Raw genomic sequence first — 22,483 nt, forward strand, 5'->3', positions numbered from 1 at the left:
ACTCATCCTACCTGGTCAGGTTTGCTTCCCCGCGATGTATTGTTGCATCGGGCGCAGATCGACATCCTTGTTCACGTTGGGCTCCACGCCCAGGATCGGTCCTACCCGCTGCACAACCGCCTTCATCACCGGCGCGGCGTTCCAGCCCGCCGTCGCAAAACCATAGGTTTCCTTGGTTCCCTGCGGCTCATCGAGCGTGGCGATCACCACGTAGCGGGGGTCATCCATGGGGAATGCGCCCGCAAAGGTCGTGATCAGCGACTTGCGCTGATAACCGCCCACGCCCGGCTTCTCCGCCGTGCCGGTCTTGCCGCCGATGCGGAAGCCGGGAGCGTCCGCCTTCTTGCCGGTGCCCTGCACCACGACAAGGCGCATCAGCTCACGCATGGTCTTCGAGGTCTGCTCGCTGAAGATCCGCTCGCCGGTGGCCGCCACGGTCCCGGCGGGCACATGCATCAGGGTGGCGGGCCGCCAGATGCCGCCGTTCACCACCGTGGCGATGCCGGTCGCCACGTGCAGCGAAGTCACGGCAATGCCGTGCCCGTAGCTCATGGTCATGCTGGAGACCTTGCTCCATTGGCTGGGCACCAGCGGCTGTGACGATTCCTTCAGCTCGATCTGCGCGGCTTCCAGAAGACCCAGCTTGCGGAAGTAGGCCTGCTGAACCTCTGGCCCCATGTCCACCGCCATCAGCGCCGTGCCGATGTTGGAGGAGTGCATGAAAACTTCCGCCGCCGACAAATTCTTGTAGTTGGAGCGGTAGTCGCGAATACGGAACCGGCCCACGGCAATCGGCTGGGAAACGTCATAACGCTTGCCGAGTGTCACGATGCCTTCTTCCAGCCCCATGGCCGTGGTGAAGATCTTGAAGGTCGAGCCCTGCTCGTACACGCCCTGCGTCGCCCGGTTGAACCAAGTCTCCGACGGGCTGCGCGAGACGGCGTTGGGGTCGAAGGCGGGCAGCGAGGTCATCGCCAGCAGCTCACCCGAGTGAACGTCCATGACCAGGCCAGCCGCGCCGATGGCGCTGAACTTTTCCATGGCCGCGTTCAGTTCATATTCCAGCGCATGTTGCACGCGCACGTCGATGGACAGTTTCAGCGGCTTGTTAAGCTGCTCCCCGGGGCTCAGCCGCGCATCGAACGCGCGTTCGATGCCCGCCATGCCGCGGCCGTCGATATTGGTATAGCCCAGCACGTGCGCAGCCAGCGTACCGTTGGGATAGACACGCTCCGCCTCGTCGTGGAACTCCAGGCCCGGCTCGCCCAGCGCGTTGATCCTGTTCACCTGATCCGGTGACAGGCGGCGGGAGATGTAGCGGAACTTGGCGTTCGAGTGCATCTGGCGGCGCACGAACTCCAGCTCCAGATGCGGCAGCACCTCGACGATTCGCCGGGCCAGCTGCTCCTTGTCGCCAATCACCTTCTGCGGGCGCACGGCAAGCGCCTGCACCTTCAGCGTGGTGGCCAGCACCTCGCCGTTGCGGTCCAGAATGTCGGCGCGCGGCGGACGAACGGACGCCAGAATATCGGGCTGGCGCGTAGAGCGGTCGATTGCCTTCAGCACTGCCAGATCCATCAGCCGAAGGCCGATGAGAACCGTGACGGCGGCGAACAGCAGCACGCCGATCACCAGACGCTGCCGCGACCGCTCCAATGCCTGCTGGCGATGGCCAGCAAGCTGAATCCTAAGCGAGCGCAGCGCGGCTGGGTTCATTGAGTGCCTGCCTCAATCGCAGCCAGGCGTTCAATCGAGGCAATGGTGGCGGAATCGAGCCCGCTCAGCGGTGCCGCCCCGGCCGGAATCGCCGCTGCGTAAGACTCGCGCACAACCGGCGCGGAGGCGCGGGCCGGTGCCGGCTCGGGAGCGCGCATGGCCACTTCCGTTTCCTTGCGGGGCGCGGGCACGGCTTCTGCGGGCTTGGCCGGCTTCGGCTTCGGCTTGGCTGCGGGGGCCGGGCTCGGCTCCGGCGTCCAGGCGGCAAGCTGAATGCGGCCGCTGCCCGGCGTATCGTCAGACCAGGATGCCAGATGCACCTTCGGCGCGTCCGCCCCAAAGCCCGGAGCCTGCGGACGCGGCTTGCGCGCCGCTGCAATCTGGGTGGCGGAGGGCAGGCGCATCGCGACGGCCGGACCGTCGGAGGTCAGCGCCACCAGCTGCGCATCGCCTGTGTCAGTCGCCTTGGCGAGATAGGTGCGCGGCGCCTCGAACGGCGTTGCGGGCTGCTCGATGGCGGGGATGACCTGGGCCTTCTGCGGCACCGAATTGGCATCGGCGGCAAACGCCACATAGCTCTCCGCCGAGGCGAAGTAGCGGTCAGCCGTCGGAGCCGTCAGGCCGAAATAGGTGTCGTTCATGCGCTGCAGCTGCATCGGGCGCACCCGAATCTGCCATTCCGCCTGAAGGCGGCGCACTTCCCGCATGTCGCTGGCAATCTGCCGCTTCAGGGCGATCACCTCGTCCCGGCGCCCACCGACCTCAAGGCTGACGGCAAAGCAAACCACAGCCGAGACTGCAGTTGCCAGCGCCATGGCGATGCCGGTGTAATAGCGCATTACTTAATTCTCCCAGGACGGTGCTGACGTTCGGACGGCGGACCGCAGGGTTGCGGACCGGGCTCGCGGGTTGCGGGCGGTTTCCTCGTCCGAGGGACGAACCGCTTTTGACACCCGTTCAAAACTGGGCGCCTTGGTCGGCTGGGGCCGCTCCGGCAGATGCCGGGAGCCGCCAGCAACGGCGCCGCTGCGCTCACGCAGGAAAGTCTTCACCACGCGGTCTTCAAGGCTGTGGAAGCTCACCACCGCCAGCCGTCCGCCGGGGCGCAGCAGCTTCTCGGCCGCGCGCAGGCCGTCGCGCAACTGGTCCAGTTCCGCGTTCACATGGATGCGCAGGCCCTGAAAGCTGCGGGTCGCCGGATCCTTCGGGCCACGCCGTCCGCCCAGCGATGCGCGGATCACCTCCGCCAGCTGCTCGGTGCGGCTGAACGATTCGGTGAGGCGGGCCTTCACGATGGCCTTGGCCACGCGGCGCGCCTTCGGCTCCTCGCCGTAGTAATAGAAGATGTCGGCCAGCTCTTCCTCGCTGGCGGTGTTCACCACATCCGCCGCGCTCGGGCCTGCCTGCTCCATCCGCATGTCCAGCGGACCGTCGTTCTGGAACGAGAACCCCCGCTCCGCCTGATCCAGCTGCATGGAGGAGACGCCGATGTCGAAGGCGATCGCATCCACCTGCGTCACGCCCCGCTCGGCCAGCAGCTCCAGCATCTCGCCGAAGCGGCCGTGAATCAGGGTCAGCCGCCCACCGGCTTCCGCAACCAGCGCCTGCCCGGCCTGAATGGCGTTGGGGTCGCGGTCGAAGGCGTAAACCTTGGCCACGGGCTGGGCGAGAATCGCTCGGGTGTAGCCGCCCGCGCCGAAGGTGGCATCCACCGCCACATCGGCCTCGCGCAGGTCCATCGCGGCCAGTACCTCGTCACGCAGCACCGGAATGTGCGGGGAAACGGATTGGATCGGGGCAGTCATCAGGCTTCCCCTTCCGGCAACGGCAGCTTCTTCTGTTTCAGCAGGTACATGACCTTCCGGCACAGGGCCTTCTGGTGCGCCTGGGTCTCGAGGAAGGTGTAGGGATTCCAGATTTCGAAATATCCCTGCGCGCCAAGGAACAGCGCGGTCTTCTCGATGGCGGCGTAATCGATGAAGAAGCCGTCCAGAACGATTCGGCCGGCGTCGTCGAACTTCACGGAATCCGCGGTACCGAACAGGCTGCGGCGCAGATCCTCGCGGTTTGCGGACGGATCCTGTGCAAGCCGAGCCTCAGCTTCCTCGCGTAACTCCTTGAGATGTGTGTGATCGTAGGCAACGAGGCAGGGCAGATCCTCGTGCTCGCGGATGAGGAATTCCTCGCCGCCGGTGCGTCCTTTGATGACAGCACGAAACTGTGCAGGAACCGAGACCCGGTTCTTGCTGTCAACGCTGTTTAAAGCGTTGCCATAAAACAGTTGTTCGCCCTGTTCGACCACGCGCGCCGTGTCCTCCACACGTGGCGCACGCCTTCCTCTCAACAGCTCACAACCGGCGCAAAACGCGCCCCATTTCATGGCTCGAGAAAGAGAAGAAAACGCCGCCCACGGCCAAGGTGTACATGCCACTCCATGGGTTTTCAATGGGAAAAAGCCCCACCAGATCCCAAAACGGGGTGGTTTGCCGCCACTTTGCGCCCACGCGCAGACGCAAAGACACGTTCCGGGCGCGAAATGCGACCGAACGTGAATTTTTCCTTAAAAAACAAGAGAGTGGTCCGGACTAATGATAGTCCGGACGAGAGTGGGGCAGAGGATCTGTAAGCCGGGTTCTGTGTACGTGGGATGAATTCCCACGCCGACGACCATTCCTCTACGACAGACGTTGCCGCCTGCCTCTAGCAACCAACCCGGACGGTCATGCTGGATCCGCATTGACAGTCCGAAGACTGCCGCGCCGTCCCTACTCGGTTTTGCTCCCAGCGGGGTTTGCCATGCCTGCGCTGTTACCAGCCCAGCGGTGCGCTCTTACCGCACCTTTTCACCCTTACCAGCGCTATAGCTGGCGGTTCGATCTCTGTGGCACTGTCCCTCGGGTCACCCCGGCCGGGCGTTACCCGGCGCTGTTAATCCATGGAGCCCGGACTTTCCTCCCCCCGCATTGCTGCGGGCGGCGGCCGTCCGATCCTCTGCCCGCGCCTTGATATGGGAAATCTCCCCACTTTGCCACCGGAAACGACGAATCATCCGCCCGGCAGCCCTGACAATCGGCCTTGCCAATCCGAAAGCCGGGCCTTACGGGTTCAGAGCAACGAGGAGAAGGCCGCATGCGCGTTGGACTTATCTTGATTTCCGCAGCTCTGCTGCTGACCGGTTGCAGCACCGTTCGCGGCATTTTCGGTGGCGCTGAAGACGCAATCGAGGCGAACCAGACCCCGCGCGAGATCGGCGCGCCGGATTCGGAATCGGCCGAGGCTGCCGCTTCCAATGGGGCCGCCCCGAACAACGGCAAGAATGCCAAGCCCGTCATTGCTCCGTCGGAGAACATCAAGAAGGCCGCCAAGCGCCTGCCGGACAACCTCGCGGGCGATTCGGCCAGTGCCGCCCACCTTGGCGAGCCCATTCCGCCGCAATAAGCCAGGCGTCCGGAAACCGGGCGGCCGATTCGCGCACTGATTCAGCAAGGCCGCCCAAATGCCTGTTTTGTCACGAATTCTACGCCTGCGCTCCAACCATCCCCAGCAAGGCGAGCAGCAGGCCCTGCGTTTGCGCATCCGCGTGGCCGCTCAGGTCCTGCGGGCGGAACCGGCGCTGAAAGGCCAGCGTCACGGCTTCGGTTTCCGCATCGAACACGCCGGTCTCGGCCAGCCCGTAGCCCCACGCCGCCAGCAGCGCCTGATAGCCCCGCACCGCCTCGCCCGCATCGCCCGGCTCCAGCGGCGCGTGGTTGCCGTCCCAGCCTTCTTCCGGCCACAACCCGAGCCCTGCCTCTGCCAGCCGCCTCCAATCGAACAGCTCGCCCGGATCCTGCTTGCGGCCGGGGGCAACGTCCGAATGACCGACGATGTTGCGGGGCGGGATGGGATGGCGTCCCACAATGCCGCGCGCCAGCTCGATCAGGGCGTCCATCTGCGCCTCGGGAAACGGCCGGTAGCCGAACTCGTGCCCCGGGTTGACCAGTTCGATGCCGATGGAGGCCGAATTCACGTCGGTCACGCCGCGCCAGCTCGAGACGCCCGCATGCCAGGCCCGCCGGTCCTCCGGCACCTGGATGTAAACCGTGCCGTCCTCATCGATGGTATAGTGGGCGGAAACCCTGGAGGCCGGGTTGGCCAGCCAGTCCACCGCCGCCAGCCCTGATTCCATTCCCGTGTAATGCAGAACCAGCATGGAGACCGGCTGGCCGCGCCGGTCCTCATGGTTGGGCGACGGGCGATACGCCAGCCTCATGCGCGCTTCTCCACCATGACGGCTTCCCGCTCCGTTTCCTTCTTCGCGCCGCGCCAGATGATGATGCCGACGCCCACCATCGCAATCAGAGCGCCGATGATCATCTGCGACGTCAGTACGCTGCCCAGCAGCCACACCGAGGATGCAACTCCCACGAGTGGAGACAGCAGCGTGAACGGCGTGATCACCGTCACCGGGTAGCGTTGCAGCAGCCATGCCAGCCCCGCATGGCCAACAACGGAGGAGAATCCGGCCGCGAACAGCAGGTAGCCATATACCCGCATCGGCACGTCCTGCAGGTTGGCCAGCACGCCCGGCTCATAGACGACCGAGAGCACCGCCATCGGCGGGATGCTGATGATGGCGATCCATGCCTGCAGGTTGAGCGGGGAGACGCCCCGCAGCTGCCGCACCATCACCGTGCCGAGCGCGCCGGAGAAGGAGGCAAGGCAGGCCAGACCCAGCGGCAGCCGCTCATCGAACATGTGCGGATCGAACGACAGGTACGCCACGCCCGAGAACGCCATCACGATGCCAAGGGCACGAATCCAGCGGATTCGCTCGCCCAGCAGCGCGATTGCCAGAATGACGCCGAACGGCACCGCCAGCTGCCCGGCAATGGCCAGCGCGCTCATGTTGGTCGCCATGGAGAAGGCGATGTTCATCACGGAGAACTGCAGCGCGCCCATCACCAGACCGATGGAGATGATCTGGCCCATCCGCCCCGGCACCCAGCGCAACGCCGGCAGGCAGAGCACGAGCAGGAAGAAGAAGCGCACCGATCCGGCCGCCAGCGGCGACAGCTCGTTCAGCGCCAGCTTCACCGGCACAATGTTGAACCCCCACGCCACGTTGATCAGCATGAGGAAAGCGAAATGCAACGGCTTCATGCGGCCTCTTCCTGCGCGACAAGAGTCCGGTAGGCCGCATTGATTGCCGCCATCCGCTGTTCCGCGACGCGAATGAACTCAGTGGGTACGCCCGCCGCAATGTGGCGGTCAGGATGATGCTGCTTCACCAGCTTCCGGTAGGCGGTGCGCACGTCCGCCATGCTCGCGCCCGGCTCGACGCCGAGAATGACGTAAGGATCGTCCGGATGGCTTGCCACGTGGCGGGAGCGGATGCGGGCAAAGGCCCCGCCCTTGAAGCCAAGCAGCGTCCCCACCGTCTCGAGGTAGGCCATCTCGTCGTCGGTCACGTAGCCATCGGCCCGGGCGATCAGGAACAAGGCGTCCAGCAGGTCCTCCAGAATGGGAGACCCCTCGCCGAACAGCTGCGCCGCTTGCCTCGCGTAGGCCTCGAAGCCGTCCACCGACTTGCGGGCCAGATTATAGAAGCGGGTGACGTTGGCTTCCTCGCGCGGGTCCACCTGGAATAGACGGCGGAAGGCCTGGAACTCCTCGTCGCCCGCGTGGCCGTCCGCCCGCGCCATCTTGGCAGCCAACGCAATGGCGGCAATGGTGAAGGCCACCTGCCGCTTGTCCGCTTCCGGCGTGCGCAGGCGATCGACCGCCACGTCAACGAAGGCGTGGCCGATCATGATCCCGATCAAGGCCCCAATCGGTCCGCCCAGCGCCAGTCCTGCCGCGCCACCGATGAGTTTGCCCCAGATCGACATCCGCTCGTTCCGTCTCCCGTCGTTACCCGGCCACCCGGCCTCGCACTGTCCCGCCTGATCGGCCCCTGCCCGGTCATCTTCCGGATCTCCCGGCATCCGACGGGCGATCGCGCTGGACGGGTATGTGCGGATTTTGGTGGCTGCGCCTTTTCCCAGGCGAGGATCTGTTTGTACTTCGTTCTTAGCCCATTTCAAATGGGACTGGAAACAGGCGGCTTGGCCGCTGCGGCAAATCATACCAGACCGCACCGGTTTCAGGCATCGAAGTCACGGCTCCCGGAACGGAGCCTCGGGGCACAGCAAACAGGGGAGTCATCGCCGCCGGTGCGACGCAGGCATCAGCGCTCGGCCAAACCAGTCCCGGATCAGGCCAGCGCCGCCACCGGCGCGTCCGCATCGGCGGGCATGTAGAGGCCCCGCTGGTCCTTCACCGGCTTGAACGCCTTGGTCAGGCCAAGCACGGTCTCGGCCGCGCCGAGGAACAGGCAGCCGTCCGGCGTCAGCTGACGGCGGATGGAGTCCAGAACCTTCGCCTTGGTCGGCGCGTCGAAATAGATCAGCACGTTCCGGCAGAACACCACGTCGAACGTGCCCAGAACCGTTAGCGGATGCAGCAGGTTGAAGGTGCGGAACTTCACCATGCTGCGGATCTGCGGAGAGATCTGCCACTGGTCACCCACCTTCTCGAAGTAGGTCATCAGGTTCTTGATCGGCAGGCCCCGTTGCACCTCGAACTGGGAGTAGAGCCCGGCCTGCGCCTTCGCCACCGCCTGCGAGGACAGGTCCGTCGCGATGATCTCGATCGTCCAGTCGGACCACAGCGGCCGTTGCTGGTCGAAGATCATCGCAATCGAGTAGGGCTCCTGTCCGGTCGAGCAGGCCGCGCTCCAGATGCGCAGGCGCTTGGCTCCGGCGCGGGAGGTGCGCAGCTTCGGAAGCACGAACTTGGAGAGGGTCTCGAACGGCAGGTTGTCGCGGAAGAAGAACGATTCGTTGATCGTCATCGCTTCCGTGATTTCGTGGATCAGCAGTTCGTCCGGCTTCAGCCGGAGCTGCCTGACCAGCTGGTCCAGCGTTTCAAGACCGCGCCGCCGCGCCACCGGCGTCAGGCGCGACTCCAGCAGGTAGCCCTTCTCCGGCCCGAGCACGAAGCCCGAGCGCGTCCTGAGCAGATCGGCCAGAAGCTGGAAGTCTTGCGACGACAGAGGGCTCATGGGCAACGCCCCTCCATGAGGCTTCCAACCGCCGGGCCGATACGGTCCAGCGGCAGAACGAAACTGGCCAGACCGGCCTGGGTGATGGCGCCGGGCATGCCCCAGACCACCGAAGTCGGCTCATCCTGCGCAATCACGGTGCCGCCGTGGGAGACCACGTCGGCAGCGCCGTCGCGGCCGTCATGACCCATGCCGGTCAGCACCACGGCAAGGCAGGCGCTGCTGTAGATCTGCGCGGCGGAGGTGAACAGCGGGTCCACCGCCGGGCGGCAGAAGTTTACCGGCGGCGCATCGGTGATGCTGATGACCGGAGCACTGGCGTTACCGGTCAGCACCATGTGCAGGCCGCCCGGGGCCACATAAACCCGCCCTGCCCGGACCGCCTCGCCATCCACCGCTTCGGCGGCCTCGAAGCCGGTCTGGCGCTGGATGTGCTCCGCAAGAATCTTGGTGAAGGTGGGCGGCATGTGCTGGGTGATGAGAATCGGCAGGCGGAACGGCTTGGGCAGCTTGCCCAGCACGTTGAACAGCGCCTGCGGTCCGCCGGTCGACGCGCCTATCACCAGCACGCTCGGGCGGGATTTGGACGGCTGCGCCCGCGCCGGGGCCCGCTGCGCCGGGGCCTTGGCCGCTGCGGTAGTCGCGGGAGTTTTGGCTCCGGCCACGCCGGGCTGCGTCGCCAGCCGGGCAAGCGGCGAACGGGGCTCTGGCGCCTTGTCTTCCGGGACGCTGCTGGCGTCGAAGTCGATCTTCGGCTCGCCGCGCAGGCGACGCGCCACCTGCGCCATCGCCTTCACCTTTTCCAGCAGCTCGCGCCGGAAATCGATGCCGTTGGTGATGATGCCCGTGCTCTGGGGTTTGGGAATGTAATCGGCAGCGCCAAGGCTCAGCGCCTTGAGCGAGATGTCAGCGTTGCGCAGCGTCAGGGTGGACGCCATGATCACCTGCACCCCCGGCTGCGCCTTCAGCAGCAGCGGCAGGGCGGTCAGGCCGTCCATCTCCGGCATCTCGATGTCGAGGACGATCACGTCATAGCGCTGGATCTGCGCCTGACGCAGCGCCGCCACGCCGTTGTGCGCCGTCGTCTCCACCCGGATCGAGCGATCGTCTTCCAGCCAGCGGGCGAGGATACCGCGGATCACGGCCGAGTCGTCCACGACCATGACCCGAACGTGGTTGGGAGGGGCCGACTGGCCTTTCCCGTTCACCCCACCCAACGCTGATACACTCATTCGCCCAAATCCTCAGACCGCTCGCGCGGCGTTCACAACAGAAGCAACAGTACTTCAGGGGCGTCGTACAACGTCCCGTCCGGGCACGCCGTGCTTACAGAAGACCGACCTGCGCGAACTTCGCCTCGATGATCTCGCGGTCGAACGGCTTCATGATGTACTCGTCCGCGCCGGCCTCAAGGGCCGCGCGAATGTGCGCCATGTCATTTTCGGTCGTGCAGAAGATCACCGTCGGCTGCTTCTCGCAGTCGGCCGAACGCAGGGTCTTCAGGAAATCCAGGCCGTTCATCACCGGCATGTTCCAGTCGAGCAGGACCACATCCGGCATGTCCGCCTGGCACTGTTCCCAGGCGTCTTGCCCGTCCACGGCCTCGGTGATCTCGAATTCCAGATCCTCGAGAATGCGCCGGGCAACCTTACGGATCACCTTCGAGTCATCAACAACCAAGCAGGACTTCATCGGATTTCCACTCCCAGGGCCTCTGGCTGACAGAATAGGGACGCAAAACTTGCCGCCGGGTTAAAAAGCCCGCAGATCATCAGGCCGCGGCGGCCCGGTCCAGATCCAGAACACGACGCACGTCCAGCACCACCAGCAATTCGTCATCGAGCCGGTAGATGCCGTCGGACACCTCCCGCCAGCGCTGATCGAGCGTCACCGGGTTCTTTTCGTACAGCGAATCCGGCAGGCTCAGCACCTCGCCCACGCTGTCGATGATGAGCGAGTAGGACTCGCCCTTGAAGTCCACCACCACGCTCATGGCCGCCTTCTCGCCTTCCCGGCGCCGGACCATGCCCAGGCGCTCGCGCAGGTCGATGGCGGTCACGATTCGGCCGCGCAGGTTGAGCACGCCCGCCACCCACGGCGGCGAGAGCGGCACCCGGGTCATGTTCTGCAGCCTGATGACGTCCTGCACCAGCAGCACGGGAATGCCGAGCAGCTGACCCGCAAGGCGGATGGTGACGAAGTCCTTGGACCCTTCTTTCATGACTCTTTACTCCCTCGTCCCTCAGGCCGCCACGCCGCGGGCGAAATCCAGCTGCTCTTCAAGCACGTTGAGCAGCGAGTCCCGGTCGTACTTGGCGACATAGTCGTTGAAGCCCGCCTCGCGTCCGCGGTCGAAGTCGGCCGGGCTGGCCAGGGACGACAGCGCCACCATCGGCACCTGCGCCCAGCGGCCGTTCTGGCGCACTTCCTCAGCGAACTCGAAGCCGCTGAGGCCCGGCATCTCGATGTCCGAGATGATGAGGTCGAACGCCGTGCCCTTGTCGCGCAGCGCCAGCGCGTCCTCGGCGGAGGATACGCAGGTCACCTCGTAGCCCCCGGCCCGCAGCAACGGCTTCAGCATGTTGCGGAAGAACGAGCTGTCGTCCACCAGCAGCACGCGCGGCGGCTGGCGGCGGCTGGCCGCGTGGCCCTCGTTCGACTTGGTCTTGATGTGGTCCTTGAACGCCAGCTTCAGATAGTGGCCCACGTCCATGATCTCGGTGATCTTGCCCGCAACCACGGCGGTGCCGAGACGGCCGTTCTGCATGTCGGCGGTCAGCTCCACCTTCAGTTCGGTCTCCACGATGTCGAGAATCTCGTCCACCGCCAGGCCCATCACATGGTCGCCGTCGGCGAATACCAGCACCGACTGATGACCCTCGGTCTTCAGCTGCAGGTACGGGTCCACCGTCATCAGCGGCATGAGGTTGCCGCGGTACTGCACCATCGGACGGCCATGGCTGTGCTCGATGGTGGCGACGTCGATCTCTTCCAGACGCGCGATGAGCGACAGCGGCACCGCCTTCGGATTGTCCGAACCGGCGCGGAACACCAGCATGGACTCCTGCTCGCTGTCGGCCGCGCGGCCCTTCATCTCCAGCGTGTCGCTGGCTTCGCTGTCCTGAACGGCGGCGGTCGCCTTGGCGATGCCGTTGGGATCGAGGATCATGATCACGCTGCCGTCGCCCAGAATGGTGGTGCCGGAATAGACCGACAGATCCTTGAGAATCGGGGCCATCGGCTTGACCACGATTTCCTCGGTGTCGAACACCTCATCGACCACGATGCCGAAGGTGAACGCGCCCACCTGAGCGACCACAACGAAGCACTGGTCATTGTCGTTGGCCGCATCGTCGGACGACGCCGGGGTGAGGCCCAGCACTTTGTCCAGCCGCACCAGCGGCAGCAGGCGGTTGCGCAGGCGCAGGACCGGCGTGTTGCTGATGTGCTCGATGACGTGCTCACCGCCGCTCATCACCCGCACCAGTTCCAGCACGGAGATCTGCGGAATGGCGAAGCGCTCCGGCCCCGAGCCCACGATCAGCGAGGACACGATGGCCAGCGTCAGCGGAATCTTGATGGCGAAGCGGCTGCCCTGCCCCATGCGGGACTCGAGTTCGATGGTGCCGCCGATCTTCTCGATGTTGGAGCGCACCACGTCCATGCCGACGCCGCGACCCGAAACCGACGTCACCTTCTCCGCCGTGGACAGGCCCGGATGGAAAATGAACTTCTGGATCTGGTTCTCCGACATGCCCTCCAGCTCGGCCTCGCTGACGAGGCCGTTCTCGAGAACCTTCTGGCGGATGCGGTCGGTATTGATGCCGCGTCCGTCGTCGATGATCTCGATGATGATGTGGCCGCCCTCATGGAAGGCGTTGAGGCGGATATGGCCGGTTTCCGGCTTGCCTGCCGCCGCACGGTCCGCCGGCATCTCGATGCCGTGGTCGGCCGAGTTGCGCACCATGTGGGTGAGCGGATCCTTGATCAGCTCCAGCACCTGGCGGTCCAGCTCGGTTTCCGCGCCGTGCATGTCCAGCTCGATCTTCTTGCCCAGTTCGTGGCTGAGGTCGCGCACGATGCGCGGCAGCTTCTGCCAGGCGTTGCCCACCGGCTGCATGCGCGTTTTCATCACGCCTTCCTGCAACTCGGTGGTGCACTGGGACAGGCGCTGCAGCGGCACGGTGAATTCGCTGTTCTCGTGGCGGCGCGCGGTCTGGAGCAGCTGGTTGCGGGTCAGCACCAGCTCGGAGACCAGATTCATCAGGTCTTCCAGCAGGTCGACAGACACGCGGATGCTCTGGTTCGCCGCCTTGGAGTCGCCGTGGTCGGCGGCGCCCGAAGCAGCAGCAGCAGCCGGAGCCGCGCCGGCCTTGGCCGGAGCCTTGGCCGCGGTTGCCGTCGGCGCGGCAACGGCGGGAGCCGGCTCTTCCTCGGCCATTTCTTCCGGTCCGGGTGCGGAGGCGAAGGCCGCTTCCAGCTCCTCGAGCGAAACCTCGCCCGGCTTCAGCGCGCGGCCCAGCATCTTCTCGGTCTCGGAACGGGCAACGTCCGCATCCACCACCGGCTCGGCCGCAGGCGCGGGAGACAGTTTTCCGGCAGCCGCTTCGTCCAGCATGGCGATGAGCATGTCATCGTCGCCCTCGGGCTCGGCCCCGCTTTCCTCAAGGCCGCGCAGAATCACCTTGATCGCGTCGAGCGCCTGGAGAATCAGCGACACCAGCTCGGAGTTGACCGTCAGCTTGCCGTCGCGGAAGTTGCCCAGCACGTTCTCGGCCGCGTGCGCCACCGATTCGAGGCGCGGCAGGCCAAGGAAGCCGCAGGTGCCCTTGATGGTGTGAACAAGGCGGAAAATGTTGTCCAGAACGGCCTTGTCGTTCGGGTTCTGCTCCAGGCGGACCAGTTCATTATCGACCGTGTCGAGGCTCTCGTTCGTTTCGGTCAAAAACTCGGTGAGCAGATCATCCATGCTATCCGCCTCTCACAATACAAAAATCCTGTCGTGAGGGCGCAGGCCCGCACGTTACGGTACGACTGTGCCGCAACGGGGTTAAAAAGCTCTAAATCATGTAGACGGTCGCAAGGCCTTTCGTCTGGCCAGAGACGTTATGCCGGGCAGCGCACGCCAAGCAGCAGGATGCCGGGTTCGGGCTCGGAGACCTGAAGCGTCGCGTTCACTTCGGTCAGGAGGGTGCGCACCAGCAGCGCCGGAGCCACGCGCGGGGTCAGTTCGCCGTCCGGAGTGGAGCCGTTCAGCGCCTGCCGCAGGTCATCGCCCAGCAGCATGCGCGGGCCTTCCGCGCGCACCGCGATGTCCAGCACCGCGCCGGTCTGCTCAACCGCTACCTGCAGCACGCCGCCGCGCAGCAGGGCATCGCCCGCAATCAGCGCCAGATTGAGCAGAACCTTGAGGGCGGTCTTGGGCATCACGCCTGGAATGATCAGCCATTCCACCCGCACCTTGTCTAGCGGAAACATGCCCTGCAGGGCGTTCTGCGCCTCGCGCACATCCACCTGCGCCGAGAAGCTGCCGCCGCCGCCGAAGGCAAGGCGGAAGAACTTCAGCCGGTTGGCTGCCTGCTGTACGCTGTCGGCCAGAAGCTGCAGGCACTGCGCCTGCATTTCGGGATCGGTTTCGTCCGAGAGCAGTTCCACTCCATTGGAGAGCGCGCCGACCGGGCTGACCAGATCATGACACAGGCGGGAGCAAAGAAGACTGGCGAAATCCACGGCTTTCATGTGCAACTCTCCCCCGGACCCTACCCGCGTAACGATGAACAGGAAAACTGCTATGCAACGAAACGGACAAGCGCAAGGCAAACTATGATCGGTCAGTTCCTTCCAGGAGAGTATGTCTCTTTGCCTGCGCGTCCAGAATGGGGCATCGGCCAGGTTCAGTCCGCCATTGGCGAGCGCGTGACCGTCATGTTCGAGGAAGCGGGCAAGCAAACCCTGAATCTCCGCCATGCCGTGCTGGAAAAAGTAGCGTCCGCAGCCCCCCGCCGGCGCTGGTAAACCCGCCCTCAGTCCAGCCCCGCAACCAGCGCCACCAGCCCGAACACCAGCAGCACCACTGCGGAGACATGGTTGAAAACCGCGAGGTGGCGGTCGCCCAGCCGACACTTCGCCCAGCGTGCCACGCCCGAGACCACCAGCCACCACAGCAACGAGCCCGCGAACACGCCGCCCACCAGTTCGGCGGAGTGCACCAGCGCCCGCGTGCTGCCGGTGCCGATCTCCCGGAAGCCGATGGACCCGAAGGTGGCCGCGAACCACAGCAGCGTTGCCGGGTTCGTCACGGTCATCAGAAAGGTCGCGACCGCCATGTGGCCTGCGCGGGGCACCTTGCGCCCCGGCGTATCCAGATGCGGGGCAGACCGCCACACAGCAATGCCGAACCCGATCATGATGAGCCCGCCCACAATGCGAATCGGGTCATGATGCAGGTTCATCAGCGCCTGCAACGCCTGCAGGCCGAACCCCGCCCCGGCGGCGAACAGCGCATCGCCCAGCGCCGCGCCCAGCCCCAGCGTCATGGCGGAGGCCACGCCTTGCCGCAGGCTGCGCTGGATGACGATGACATTGACCGGGCCGATCGGCGCGGCCGCCACGAAGCCGATCACCAGCCCCACGGGGAAGTACCACGTCGCCAACCAGCCCAGATCCATCACACTCACCCCTGTTGTCTGGCCCAGCCGCCCGCTCACGCCGCGAATACTTGTTAACGATCCGTTATTATTAACAACTTATTTACCATCACCCCATAAACCAAGGGCGGGGACTTATAGGAACGACCGGGGGCTTTTGGAAAGAGATGGGTTCCATGGCCGATTCGCAGAAAACCTTCCCGCTTGATGAACTGCTGCTGCCCTTCGCCAAGCTGCCGCGCGAATACCAGTCGCATCTGTGGTATCGCGGCTACCGCCTGACCTCGGCGGAGATCGACGTCGAACTCCCTGGAAATCCGGGAAAAACCGAGACGCTGTACGGTCAGGAACTGGACCTTGCGCCGGAGTTTCCGGTGCTTCACGCCTACGTGGAAAACCTGAAGGCCAGCGGGCACACGGTACTGGAAGTGCGGGTCATCACCATCGATGGCGTCAAGCCGGACCAGCTTTCGCGCCAGAGCATCAGCCTGGCAATTCACTAAAAATTAAAGTCTAGTCCTATAGATTTAGGCGCATTCTGCCTAGCTCTCTGCAGGATGCGCTAAGAAACCGCAGTTCGTTAAGTATTTATTAATTTGCGCAGCGAGCCTGGGCGGTGCTAAGTGCGCTTGAGAACGCTGGCGTAACCATTACGGCCACCGTTTGCAGGTGCCCGCCCGGGAGTCCGCAGTGCGGAAGGACTCCGGGTCGTCGGGCACGAGGTTTCCATCGGAACCAAGGACGGGAAACGTGTTCCGAAACGCTCTGGCCACTCCTTCTAAAGCCTCCAAAGCGCAGTTCCTGCGTATGCAGGCCGCCTGCGGCGTCGCCGCAGGCGCTCTGGTCGCGCTGCTGCTCGCGGCGCCAGCGGCCATGGCTGCGAAGACCCCGGCCGCGCAGATCACTGCCGCCGAGGACTGTGATCCCATCATCATTCCGCAGCCCGCCAAGAAGGCCGTCGCACCGAAGAAGGCCGCACCGGCACGGAAGGTGGCCCAGTCCGCTCCCGCAAAGCCGCTGCCCAAGGCGGAAACGCCGGTCGAGCGGCCCGCCGCCGTTCTGGCGCAGGCCCAGCCGAAGCCCAAACCCAAGCCGAAGCCCAAGCCCCTGCCCAAGGCGGTGCCGCTTGCGGCCAAGCCCATCATCATTGCAGACGCCTGCCCCGGTGCCGGCTCCAATCCTGACAACCTGCCAACCAACCTGACCGACCTGATCGAGCCGGGCGCAGGCACGTCCATGCCGCTGGTGTTCCCCGAACCCGCGGCAGGCAGCAACCCGCTCATGTCACCGGCGCGCCTCAGCACGCTGGCGCCGCGCACCCGATCGAACGCACCGGCCAACTTCGGCCCGACCGTGCCGATGAACCCGGGCGGTGGCGGCGTCGGTGGTGGCGGCAACGGCGGAGATAATGGCAGCGGACCGCCGTCCGGCACCACGCCGGTAGACCCGCCTCCGGGCGGCGAAAACCCTCCGGGCGGTGAAAACCCGCCGGGTGGCGAGAACCCTCCGGGTGGCGAGAACCCTCCGGGCGGTGAGAATCCTCCGGGTGGTGAAAACCCGCCGGGTGGTGAAAACCCTCCGGGCGGCGAGAATCCGCCAGTGCCGCCTACTCCGCCCATCAAGGTGCCGGAACCGGGCACGCTCGGCGTGCTGATCGGCGGTCTCGTGGGCATGGCCGTGCTTGGCCGTCGTCGCCGGATGCCTGGTTCGCGCTGAGGGGCGGATCTGCCTCACCCCTTGAGCCGGGCGCGACAGCCATTACTTAGGTGACATGGCTATCCATCTCGCACACCTGTCAGACCGCGCCGTCCTCGAAATCACGGGGCCGGATGCCGTACCCTTCCTGCAAGGCCTCGTCACCAATGACGTGGCGAAGGTCACCCCCGCCACACCGGTGTGGGCGGCGCTGCTGTCGCCGCAGGGCAAGTACCTGTTCGACTTCCTGATCTTCGCCCGGCCCGAGGGTGACGGCTTCCTGCTGGACGCGGAAGCGGAGCGTGCCGAGATGCTCGCCAAGCGCCTGTCCATGTATCGCCTGCGCGCAAAGGTGGAGGTCACGCCCCGGCCGGACCTAAGCGTCTATGCCGCGTGGGGAGACTCTGCGCCGGAAGGTGCCGCTGAGGACCCCCGCCTGCCCGCGCTGGGCTACCGCTGGATCACCGCCCCCGGCCTTTCCACCACCGCGTCGCTGGAAGACTATGACGCCCACCGGCTGGCGCTCGGCGTGCCGAACGGCAGCCGGGACATCAGCGTCGACAAGATGCTGTGGCTTGAAACCAACGCGGTCGAGCTGAACGGCGTTGATTTCCGCAAGGGCTGCTACGTCGGGCAGGAGAACACCGCCCGCATGTACCACCGCTCCAAGGTGCGCAAGCGGCTGATGCCCGTCCGCCTCTCCGCTCCCGTGGGCGAAGACGTCACCCTGCGCACGCCGGACGGCAAGGACGCGGGCGAGCTGCGCAGCCACCGCAACGGTCAGGGCGTCGCCTTCCTGCGCATGGAATACGTGGAGGCCAACGCCCCCCTCACACTCGGCGGCGCACCCGTCGAGGTCCTCTCGCCCGAGTGGCTCCCCGCCTCAGGCGCTGCCGAGGCTTGACCGAAACGTTTCCGGCGCTAGCCTGAGGTCATGTCGAAGAAAAAAGCCAAACCCGGCCTCACGCAGGACAAGAAGCTCATTGGCCTGATCGCCATTGCCTCGGCGATCATCATCGGCCTGTTCATCCTGAGCGAAGTGTCCGCCTGATCCGCCGCGCCGGTGCTGCGTTGCTGCGGATCGAGACTCCCGCGGGCGGAGGCCCGCAATCGGAGGACACCCGCGGGCGGAGGCTCGAAATCGGAGGACAACATGACGTCCGCGCCTTACCGCTCGACACCCGTCTTTGACGAAACCACCCTGCCCGCCGCCCTGCGCAAGGAGCACACCACCAAGGCGGGCGTCTGGGGCGTCATCCGCGTGCTGGAAGGCCGCCTCAGGCTGACCTACCTCGAGCCGCCGTCCGAAGTGGTGCTGGAAGCAGGCCACCACGGGATCGTCCAGCCCCAGCAGCCTCATTTCGTCGAACCGCTCGGCCCCATGAAGATGCAGGTGGATTTCCACGAGCACCCGCCCGAGGGCTGACGCCTCTAAAGGTTAAGGTTTCTTGCAGGGGTCCAACCCCTGCACCCCGTTCGTTTCCCGGACCGCGCCTGTCCTCAACTCCTGCGACCAGCGCCACAACGCAGTATCGTGCCGCCTCCCGCCACAGCCAACAGCCCTCAGCCCTCAGCCCTCAGCCCTCAGCCCGAACCAGATCCGCTGCCTGGTAAAACCGGCAAAGTGTCATAGCGGACACTTATGCGAAGGAATTAGAGTGCCTGCGCTGCGTTACCCTCGGCCATCACGGGCCCAAGAAGCGGCAGCCGTTCAGGCACCGATAAAGTAGGGCAACACTTCGTAACCAGCCTATCCGGCATCCATCCCCCTGCCCAACAGCACCCTGCCCCAATAATATTGGAATGATTTTAAGGAGCACTACCTGCACTAGCCTCCAGCGAGCGCGGTGTGGATGACCGGGCACGTCCCGATAAGGAAAACGGGTGCAGGGGGCCAAGTCCCCTGCAAAACCACTTCCCCTGAATCCCCAGCGCCTACCCTACTTGCGCGCCTCTGCTCCCACCTGCGCGAAGGCATCCGCCGCCTTGCGCAGCGCCTCCAGCCCGGCAGCGCCAAGCCCGGCCCGGCTGGCGGCATCGTCCAGTTCCGCGAACGGCCCTGCCGCACGCGCCTGCACAATTGCCGCCGCCTTGCCCGCCAGTGCCGTATCCGTGAACAGCAGCTCCAGTTCGGCGGCGCGCGCCGTGTTCAGGTCAACGACCACCGGCGCACTCCGCTTGCCCTGCCACGGCGCGGTGGCGATCTTCACGTCAGGATTGGCAAGCCACACCGGCTGGCCGACGGCCGCATCCAGTGCAACGCGCCCGGCCAGCACGTCGGCAACCGCACCGTCCAGCGCCGCCTGCGCCTCCTTGCGAAGGCCGAGGAACGTCTCGATGTCGCCGGAAGCCCCGGCGCAGGCGGTCTTTTCCTGCAAGGCCGCAACCCTGGCTGAAACCGTCGCGCCGTGCGTCGTTGCCACGAACAGCCGGGTCACCGCCTCCCGCTCCTGCGGAAAGGCCTCGCCCCACGTCTCGACGAACACCGTCAGCGCGGGCCGGTCTGTCGGCCAGCTCTTCATGCGGGCCAGCACGGTCACAAGCTGGCGATAGCGCCCTTCCAGCGCAGCCGGTTCTGCCGCCAGCAGCTTGTAGAAGAAGCTGGCCGCCACGCCCTCGGAGGTCACCATCTGCCCGCCCGACTTGAACCGGCAGGCATCGAAGCTGACCGAAGTCTCGTCCGCCACCCAGCGCGCATAGGCGTCGCTGCCGGCAACTGGCGCGTCCTTGTCGAACACCAGCCGGTTCTGCGGCACCAGCGCCTGGCGCATCCAGGTTTCCTGACGGCTGAACCAGAAGTCCGCCAGCCGGGGCTCCGCCGTGCCCTCGATGCGCGCGCGATAGCCCGGCGTCTGCGCCAGCCGCGCCGATACCGGCTGGAAGTGCGCCCCCAGCCCTTCGTCGAACGCCGTCACCGCATCGGTTGAGGTGCGCACGCTGTGGAACTTGCGCGAAGGCGTCTGCGGCACCGGGCCCAGCACGCGCCGCAGCAGCACGTGGCCCCACTCGTGCGCCAGCACTTCCTCGAACTCGCCGGAGGCAATCGACGCCTCATCCGCCGTCAGGTCGATGAAATGGTCCTCGCACAGCACCGGCTTGCCCGAGGCATCGGTCACAAAGAACCGCTGCCGGGCGTAGCCGCCATCTTCATCCGAGAGGTAAACGTAAACCGCCTCGGGCAGCGCCGGGCACGTCGGCTTCTCTGTCGCCGCCTTGCGCGCGGCAGCGTCAATTGCCGGAATGCGCGCCGCAAAGCCGCCTGCCAGCACGCGCCGCGCCTGCTGCGTGACCGGCGTTTCCGCAGCCCGCTTCAGCACCGGCAGCAAGGCGCCGCCCGCATCCGCCTGCATCAGCGCCTTGCCGGCCGCATCCCGCGCAGGCTCCAGCAGAATGAACGATTCCGCAGCCGCGCCGCGCGCCGCCAGCGCCATCAGGGCGATGCCGATCGCCCCCGTCCAACGAAACATCAGAACCCGCCGTCATGGTGACTAATCCGCGAATACTAGGAGACCGGGCAGGCAATGCAAGTGGCGGACAAACAACACGAAAAGCCCCGGCTGGATCCCTCCGGCCGGGGCCTTCCGCTTACGTTTGACGCAACGGACACAACAAACGCTACAAACGCAACTGAACGCTACACAACAAACGCAACGCTACTTACGGGCCGGGGAGGAGCAGCTTTCGAGCAGGGTGGAGGCCACCCTGCGCTTGAGAAAGTGCGACCCCGAAAAGCTTCAGGCGAGCTTCGCCTTCACCTCGGCCTCGATGCGGGCACCGATGTCCGCATCGATATTCTTCCAGTACTGGAAGGCGCGGCTGAGCACCGGCTCGCGCACGCCCGTCAGGGCACCGGAAACCGTCTCGACCAGCTGGGCGCGCTGATCGTCCGTGAACACCTCGCGCACCAGAATTCCGGCCTGCGCGTAATCGTCGTCACCCTCGCGCAGGGTGTAGGCGCTGCGCACCATGGTGCCGTCCGCCTCCCAGCCGTTGTCGACCGGCCCCGTCTGGTCAGACCACGGGCGGCCGCCGCTGTTGGTGGCATAGACCGGGGCGCTGCCGGAGTGGTGGTAGGCCATCGGGCCGTCGAACATGTAGGTGTTCACCGGGCACTTGGGCTGGTTCACCGGCAGCTGGTGGAAGTTCGCGCCGATGCGGTTGCGCTGGGCATCCGCGTAGGCGAACGAGCGGGCCAGCAGCATCCGGTCCGGCGACAGGCCGATGCCCGGCACCACGTTGCCCGGCGAGAACGCCGCCTGTTCCACCTGCGCGAAGAAGTTCTCCGGGTTGCGGTTCAGGGTCAGCACACCAACCGGGATCAGCGGAAAGTCCTTCTTCGGCCAGGTCTTGGTCAGGTCGAACGGGTTGATGCGGTAGGTCTTGGCGACCTCATACGGCATCACCTGTACCGAGAGCGTCCACTTCGGGTGCTCGCCGCGCTCGATCGCGTCGAACAGGTCGCGGCGGTGGAAGTCCGCATCCTCGCCCGACATCTTCGTGGCTTCGGCGTTGGTGAAGTGTTCCATGCCCTGCTGGGTGTGGAAGTGGTACTTCACCCAGAACTTCTCGCCCTTCTCATTCACCCACATGTAGGTGTGCGAGCCGTAGCCGTTCATGTGACGCCAGGTGCGCGGCAGGCCCCGAACACCCATCAGGTAGGTCACCTGGTGCGCGGATTCCGGATTGTTGGTCCAGAAGTCCCACTGCATGTTGGCGTCGCGCAGGCCACGGTCCGGCAGGCGCTTCTGGCTGCGGATGAAGTGGGGGAACTTCATCGGGTCACGCACGAAGAACACCGGCGTGTTGTTGCCCACCAGGTCGTAGTTGCCCTCGTCCGTGTAGAACTTGATCGAGAAGCCGCGCACGTCGCGCCAGGTGTCAGGGCTGCCCTGCTCACCGGCCACGGTGGAGAAGCGCAGCAGCAGGTCGGTCGTCACGCCCTTCTGGAACAGCGCCGCCTTGGTGTAGGCGGACACGTCCTCGGTCGTCTCGAAGATGCCGAACGCACCCGAGCCCTTGGCGTGCGGCTGGCGCTCGATGGTCTTCTCGCGGTTGAAGTGGGCCAGCTGCTCAATCAGGTGCACGTCGTGCAGCATGATCGGGCCGTCCGCACCAAGCGTCAGGGAATTGCGGTCGCTCACCGCCGGGGCACCGGCTCCGGTGGTCGAACCGGTCATGGCAGCATAGGGGCAGGTCGGCTTCTCGGACACTTGGCATCTCCTCCACTGTCACAGGCGGGTTTCTGGAACCCAGCGACGCTTCCTTCGCCGCTTACAAATAGACAATATCGATTTTTAGCGTCTGAGCGCAACCCTTCTTGACCATAATTAATTTGATATCT

Annotated in this window: 22 protein-coding genes and 1 other RNA gene; 6 read left to right on the forward strand and 17 right to left on the reverse strand. The window is 65.4% G+C overall.

Annotated features, from left to right (window positions below; all coding sequences use genetic code 11):
* Window positions 1–15: 15 nt before the first annotated feature.
* The 5 genes from VIG90_RS05200 to rnpB all read right to left on the reverse strand — a co-directional run bounded on the left by VIG90_RS05200 (window position 16) and on the right by rnpB (window position 4,711).
* Entirely contained in the window at window positions 16–1,716 is a 1,701-nt protein-coding gene (locus tag VIG90_RS05200) for a penicillin-binding protein 2 (RefSeq protein WP_331592397.1), read from the reverse strand.
* Window positions 1,713–2,555 (reverse strand): hypothetical protein, encoded by an 843-nt coding sequence (locus VIG90_RS05205; protein ID WP_331592398.1) that lies wholly within the window; start codon window positions 2,553–2,555, stop codon window positions 1,713–1,715. The genes VIG90_RS05200 and VIG90_RS05205 overlap by 4 nt, the downstream gene beginning before the upstream one ends.
* A 3-nt stretch (window positions 2,556–2,558) precedes the next feature.
* Window positions 2,559–3,521: a 16S rRNA (cytosine(1402)-N(4))-methyltransferase RsmH gene (rsmH, locus tag VIG90_RS05210; protein WP_331592399.1), complete on the reverse strand. Its 963-nt coding sequence runs from the start codon at window positions 3,519–3,521 to the stop codon at window positions 2,559–2,561.
* A complete protein-coding gene (locus VIG90_RS05215) occupies window positions 3,521–4,096 on the reverse strand; it encodes a division/cell wall cluster transcriptional repressor MraZ (RefSeq protein WP_331592400.1) in 576 nt (191 codons plus the stop codon). The genes rsmH and VIG90_RS05215 overlap by 1 nt, the downstream gene beginning before the upstream one ends.
* A gap of 227 nt (window positions 4,097–4,323) precedes the next feature.
* Window positions 4,324–4,711: RNase P RNA component class A (rnpB, locus tag VIG90_RS05220), an RNA gene on the reverse strand.
* Between the two features lie 134 nt (window positions 4,712–4,845).
* On the opposite strand from rnpB, the gene VIG90_RS05225 reads away from it, so the two are divergent.
* Complete coding sequence (locus tag VIG90_RS05225) at window positions 4,846–5,154, forward strand: hypothetical protein (protein ID WP_331592401.1); 309 nt, start codon at window positions 4,846–4,848, stop codon at window positions 5,152–5,154.
* 79 nt (window positions 5,155–5,233) lie between these two features.
* Here VIG90_RS05225 and VIG90_RS05230 read toward each other — a convergent pair whose 3' ends face one another.
* The 9 genes from VIG90_RS05230 to VIG90_RS05270 all read right to left on the reverse strand — a co-directional run bounded on the left by VIG90_RS05230 (window position 5,234) and on the right by VIG90_RS05270 (window position 14,539).
* Entirely contained in the window at window positions 5,234–5,968 is a 735-nt protein-coding gene (locus VIG90_RS05230) for an N-acetylmuramoyl-L-alanine amidase (RefSeq protein WP_331592402.1), read from the reverse strand.
* Window positions 5,965–6,858 (reverse strand): DMT family transporter, encoded by an 894-nt coding sequence (locus tag VIG90_RS05235; protein WP_331592403.1) that lies wholly within the window; start codon window positions 6,856–6,858, stop codon window positions 5,965–5,967. Before VIG90_RS05235 ends, VIG90_RS05230 begins: the two co-directional genes overlap by 4 nt.
* Window positions 6,855–7,586, reverse strand: a complete 732-nt coding sequence (locus VIG90_RS05240) for a DnaJ family molecular chaperone (RefSeq protein ID WP_331592404.1) — start codon at window positions 7,584–7,586, stop codon at window positions 6,855–6,857. The genes VIG90_RS05235 and VIG90_RS05240 overlap by 4 nt, the downstream gene beginning before the upstream one ends.
* A gap of 365 nt (window positions 7,587–7,951) precedes the next feature.
* A complete protein-coding gene (locus VIG90_RS05245) occupies window positions 7,952–8,800 on the reverse strand; it encodes a protein-glutamate O-methyltransferase (RefSeq protein ID WP_331592405.1) in 849 nt (282 codons plus the stop codon).
* The gene (locus tag VIG90_RS05250; RefSeq protein WP_331592406.1) at window positions 8,797–10,032 is read right to left on the reverse strand and encodes a chemotaxis response regulator protein-glutamate methylesterase; all 1,236 of its coding nucleotides are present in this window, start codon (window positions 10,030–10,032) and stop codon (window positions 8,797–8,799) included. The genes VIG90_RS05245 and VIG90_RS05250 overlap by 4 nt, the downstream gene beginning before the upstream one ends.
* A gap of 94 nt (window positions 10,033–10,126) precedes the next feature.
* Entirely contained in the window at window positions 10,127–10,492 is a 366-nt protein-coding gene (locus VIG90_RS05255) for a response regulator (protein WP_331592407.1), read from the reverse strand.
* Window positions 10,493–10,571: 79 nt separating this feature from the next.
* Window positions 10,572–11,021, reverse strand: a complete 450-nt coding sequence (locus VIG90_RS05260; RefSeq protein ID WP_331592408.1) for a chemotaxis protein CheW — start codon at window positions 11,019–11,021, stop codon at window positions 10,572–10,574.
* A gap of 21 nt (window positions 11,022–11,042) precedes the next feature.
* Window positions 11,043–13,769 (reverse strand): chemotaxis protein CheW, encoded by a 2,727-nt coding sequence (locus tag VIG90_RS05265; RefSeq protein ID WP_331592410.1) that lies wholly within the window; start codon window positions 13,767–13,769, stop codon window positions 11,043–11,045.
* Between the two features lie 137 nt (window positions 13,770–13,906).
* Window positions 13,907–14,539 (reverse strand): histidine phosphotransferase family protein, encoded by a 633-nt coding sequence (locus VIG90_RS05270; protein ID WP_331592412.1) that lies wholly within the window; start codon window positions 14,537–14,539, stop codon window positions 13,907–13,909.
* 84 nt (window positions 14,540–14,623) lie between these two features.
* Here VIG90_RS05270 and VIG90_RS05275 point away from each other — a divergent pair, with 84 nt between their 5' ends.
* Window positions 14,624–14,815, forward strand: a complete 192-nt coding sequence (locus VIG90_RS05275; RefSeq protein WP_331592413.1) for a DUF3553 domain-containing protein — start codon at window positions 14,624–14,626, stop codon at window positions 14,813–14,815.
* 8 nt (window positions 14,816–14,823) lie between these two features.
* Here VIG90_RS05275 and VIG90_RS05280 read toward each other — a convergent pair whose 3' ends face one another.
* Window positions 14,824–15,468, reverse strand: coding sequence for a LysE family translocator (locus VIG90_RS05280; RefSeq protein ID WP_331592414.1), 645 nt, complete (start codon window positions 15,466–15,468; stop codon window positions 14,824–14,826).
* 155 nt (window positions 15,469–15,623) lie between these two features.
* On the opposite strand from VIG90_RS05280, the gene VIG90_RS05285 reads away from it, so the two are divergent.
* The 4 genes from VIG90_RS05285 (at window position 15,624) to VIG90_RS05300 (ending at window position 18,568) form a co-directional block, all read left to right on the forward strand.
* Entirely contained in the window at window positions 15,624–15,950 is a 327-nt protein-coding gene (locus tag VIG90_RS05285; RefSeq protein WP_331592415.1) for a hypothetical protein, read from the forward strand.
* A gap of 247 nt (window positions 15,951–16,197) precedes the next feature.
* Window positions 16,198–17,163 carry a PEP-CTERM sorting domain-containing protein gene (locus tag VIG90_RS05290; protein ID WP_331592416.1) on the forward strand — a complete coding sequence of 322 codons (966 nt, stop codon included), beginning with the start codon at window positions 16,198–16,200 and terminating at the stop codon, window positions 17,161–17,163.
* A gap of 55 nt (window positions 17,164–17,218) precedes the next feature.
* Window positions 17,219–18,046, forward strand: coding sequence for a folate-binding protein (locus tag VIG90_RS05295; protein WP_331592417.1), 828 nt, complete (start codon window positions 17,219–17,221; stop codon window positions 18,044–18,046).
* Between the two features lie 249 nt (window positions 18,047–18,295).
* Entirely contained in the window at window positions 18,296–18,568 is a 273-nt protein-coding gene (locus tag VIG90_RS05300; protein WP_331592418.1) for a DUF1971 domain-containing protein, read from the forward strand.
* 514 nt (window positions 18,569–19,082) lie between these two features.
* Here the strand turns inward: VIG90_RS05300 and VIG90_RS05305 are convergent.
* Both VIG90_RS05305 and VIG90_RS05310 read right to left on the reverse strand, forming a co-directional pair.
* On the reverse strand, window positions 19,083–20,609 hold the full coding sequence (locus VIG90_RS05305; RefSeq protein ID WP_331592419.1) for a hypothetical protein: 1,527 nt from the start codon (window positions 20,607–20,609) through the stop codon (window positions 19,083–19,085).
* A gap of 267 nt (window positions 20,610–20,876) precedes the next feature.
* Window positions 20,877–22,319: a catalase gene (locus tag VIG90_RS05310; RefSeq protein ID WP_331592420.1), complete on the reverse strand. Its 1,443-nt coding sequence runs from the start codon at window positions 22,317–22,319 to the stop codon at window positions 20,877–20,879.
* Window positions 22,320–22,483 lie beyond the last annotated feature (164 nt).

Origin of the sequence: Pedomonas sp., assembly GCF_036515995.1 — a bacterium.
Lineage (GTDB): Bacteria > Pseudomonadota > Alphaproteobacteria > Sphingomonadales > Sphingomonadaceae > Pedomonas.

Coding starts and splice junctions, on each gene's coding strand:
- VIG90_RS05200 (WP_331592397.1), bottom strand. CDS start 1,716: ATGAACCCAGCCGCGCTGCGCTCGCTTAGGATTCAGCTTGCTGGCCAT.
- rsmH (WP_331592399.1), bottom strand. CDS start 3,521: ATGACTGCCCCGATCCAATCCGTTTCCCCGCACATTCCGGTGCTGCGT.
- VIG90_RS05295 (WP_331592417.1), top strand. CDS start 17,219: ATGGCTATCCATCTCGCACACCTGTCAGACCGCGCCGTCCTCGAAATC.
- VIG90_RS05235 (WP_331592403.1), bottom strand. CDS start 6,858: ATGAAGCCGTTGCATTTCGCTTTCCTCATGCTGATCAACGTGGCGTGG.
- VIG90_RS05255 (WP_331592407.1), bottom strand. CDS start 10,492: ATGAAGTCCTGCTTGGTTGTTGATGACTCGAAGGTGATCCGTAAGGTT.
- VIG90_RS05260 (WP_331592408.1), bottom strand. CDS start 11,021: ATGAAAGAAGGGTCCAAGGACTTCGTCACCATCCGCCTTGCGGGTCAG.
- VIG90_RS05205 (WP_331592398.1), bottom strand. CDS start 2,555: ATGCGCTATTACACCGGCATCGCCATGGCGCTGGCAACTGCAGTCTCG.
- VIG90_RS05270 (WP_331592412.1), bottom strand. CDS start 14,539: ATGAAAGCCGTGGATTTCGCCAGTCTTCTTTGCTCCCGCCTGTGTCAT.
- VIG90_RS05310 (WP_331592420.1), bottom strand. CDS start 22,319: ATGACCGGTTCGACCACCGGAGCCGGTGCCCCGGCGGTGAGCGACCGC.
- VIG90_RS05215 (WP_331592400.1), bottom strand. CDS start 4,096: ATGAAATGGGGCGCGTTTTGCGCCGGTTGTGAGCTGTTGAGAGGAAGG.
- VIG90_RS05245 (WP_331592405.1), bottom strand. CDS start 8,800: ATGAGCCCTCTGTCGTCGCAAGACTTCCAGCTTCTGGCCGATCTGCTC.
- VIG90_RS05230 (WP_331592402.1), bottom strand. CDS start 5,968: ATGAGGCTGGCGTATCGCCCGTCGCCCAACCATGAGGACCGGCGCGGC.
- VIG90_RS05265 (WP_331592410.1), bottom strand. CDS start 13,769: ATGGATGATCTGCTCACCGAGTTTTTGACCGAAACGAACGAGAGCCTC.
- VIG90_RS05250 (WP_331592406.1), bottom strand. CDS start 10,032: ATGAGTGTATCAGCGTTGGGTGGGGTGAACGGGAAAGGCCAGTCGGCC.
- VIG90_RS05300 (WP_331592418.1), top strand. CDS start 18,296: ATGACGTCCGCGCCTTACCGCTCGACACCCGTCTTTGACGAAACCACC.
- VIG90_RS05225 (WP_331592401.1), top strand. CDS start 4,846: ATGCGCGTTGGACTTATCTTGATTTCCGCAGCTCTGCTGCTGACCGGT.
- VIG90_RS05305 (WP_331592419.1), bottom strand. CDS start 20,609: ATGTTTCGTTGGACGGGGGCGATCGGCATCGCCCTGATGGCGCTGGCG.
- VIG90_RS05275 (WP_331592413.1), top strand. CDS start 14,624: ATGATCGGTCAGTTCCTTCCAGGAGAGTATGTCTCTTTGCCTGCGCGT.
- VIG90_RS05240 (WP_331592404.1), bottom strand. CDS start 7,586: ATGTCGATCTGGGGCAAACTCATCGGTGGCGCGGCAGGACTGGCGCTG.
- VIG90_RS05285 (WP_331592415.1), top strand. CDS start 15,624: ATGGCCGATTCGCAGAAAACCTTCCCGCTTGATGAACTGCTGCTGCCC.
- VIG90_RS05280 (WP_331592414.1), bottom strand. CDS start 15,468: ATGGATCTGGGCTGGTTGGCGACGTGGTACTTCCCCGTGGGGCTGGTG.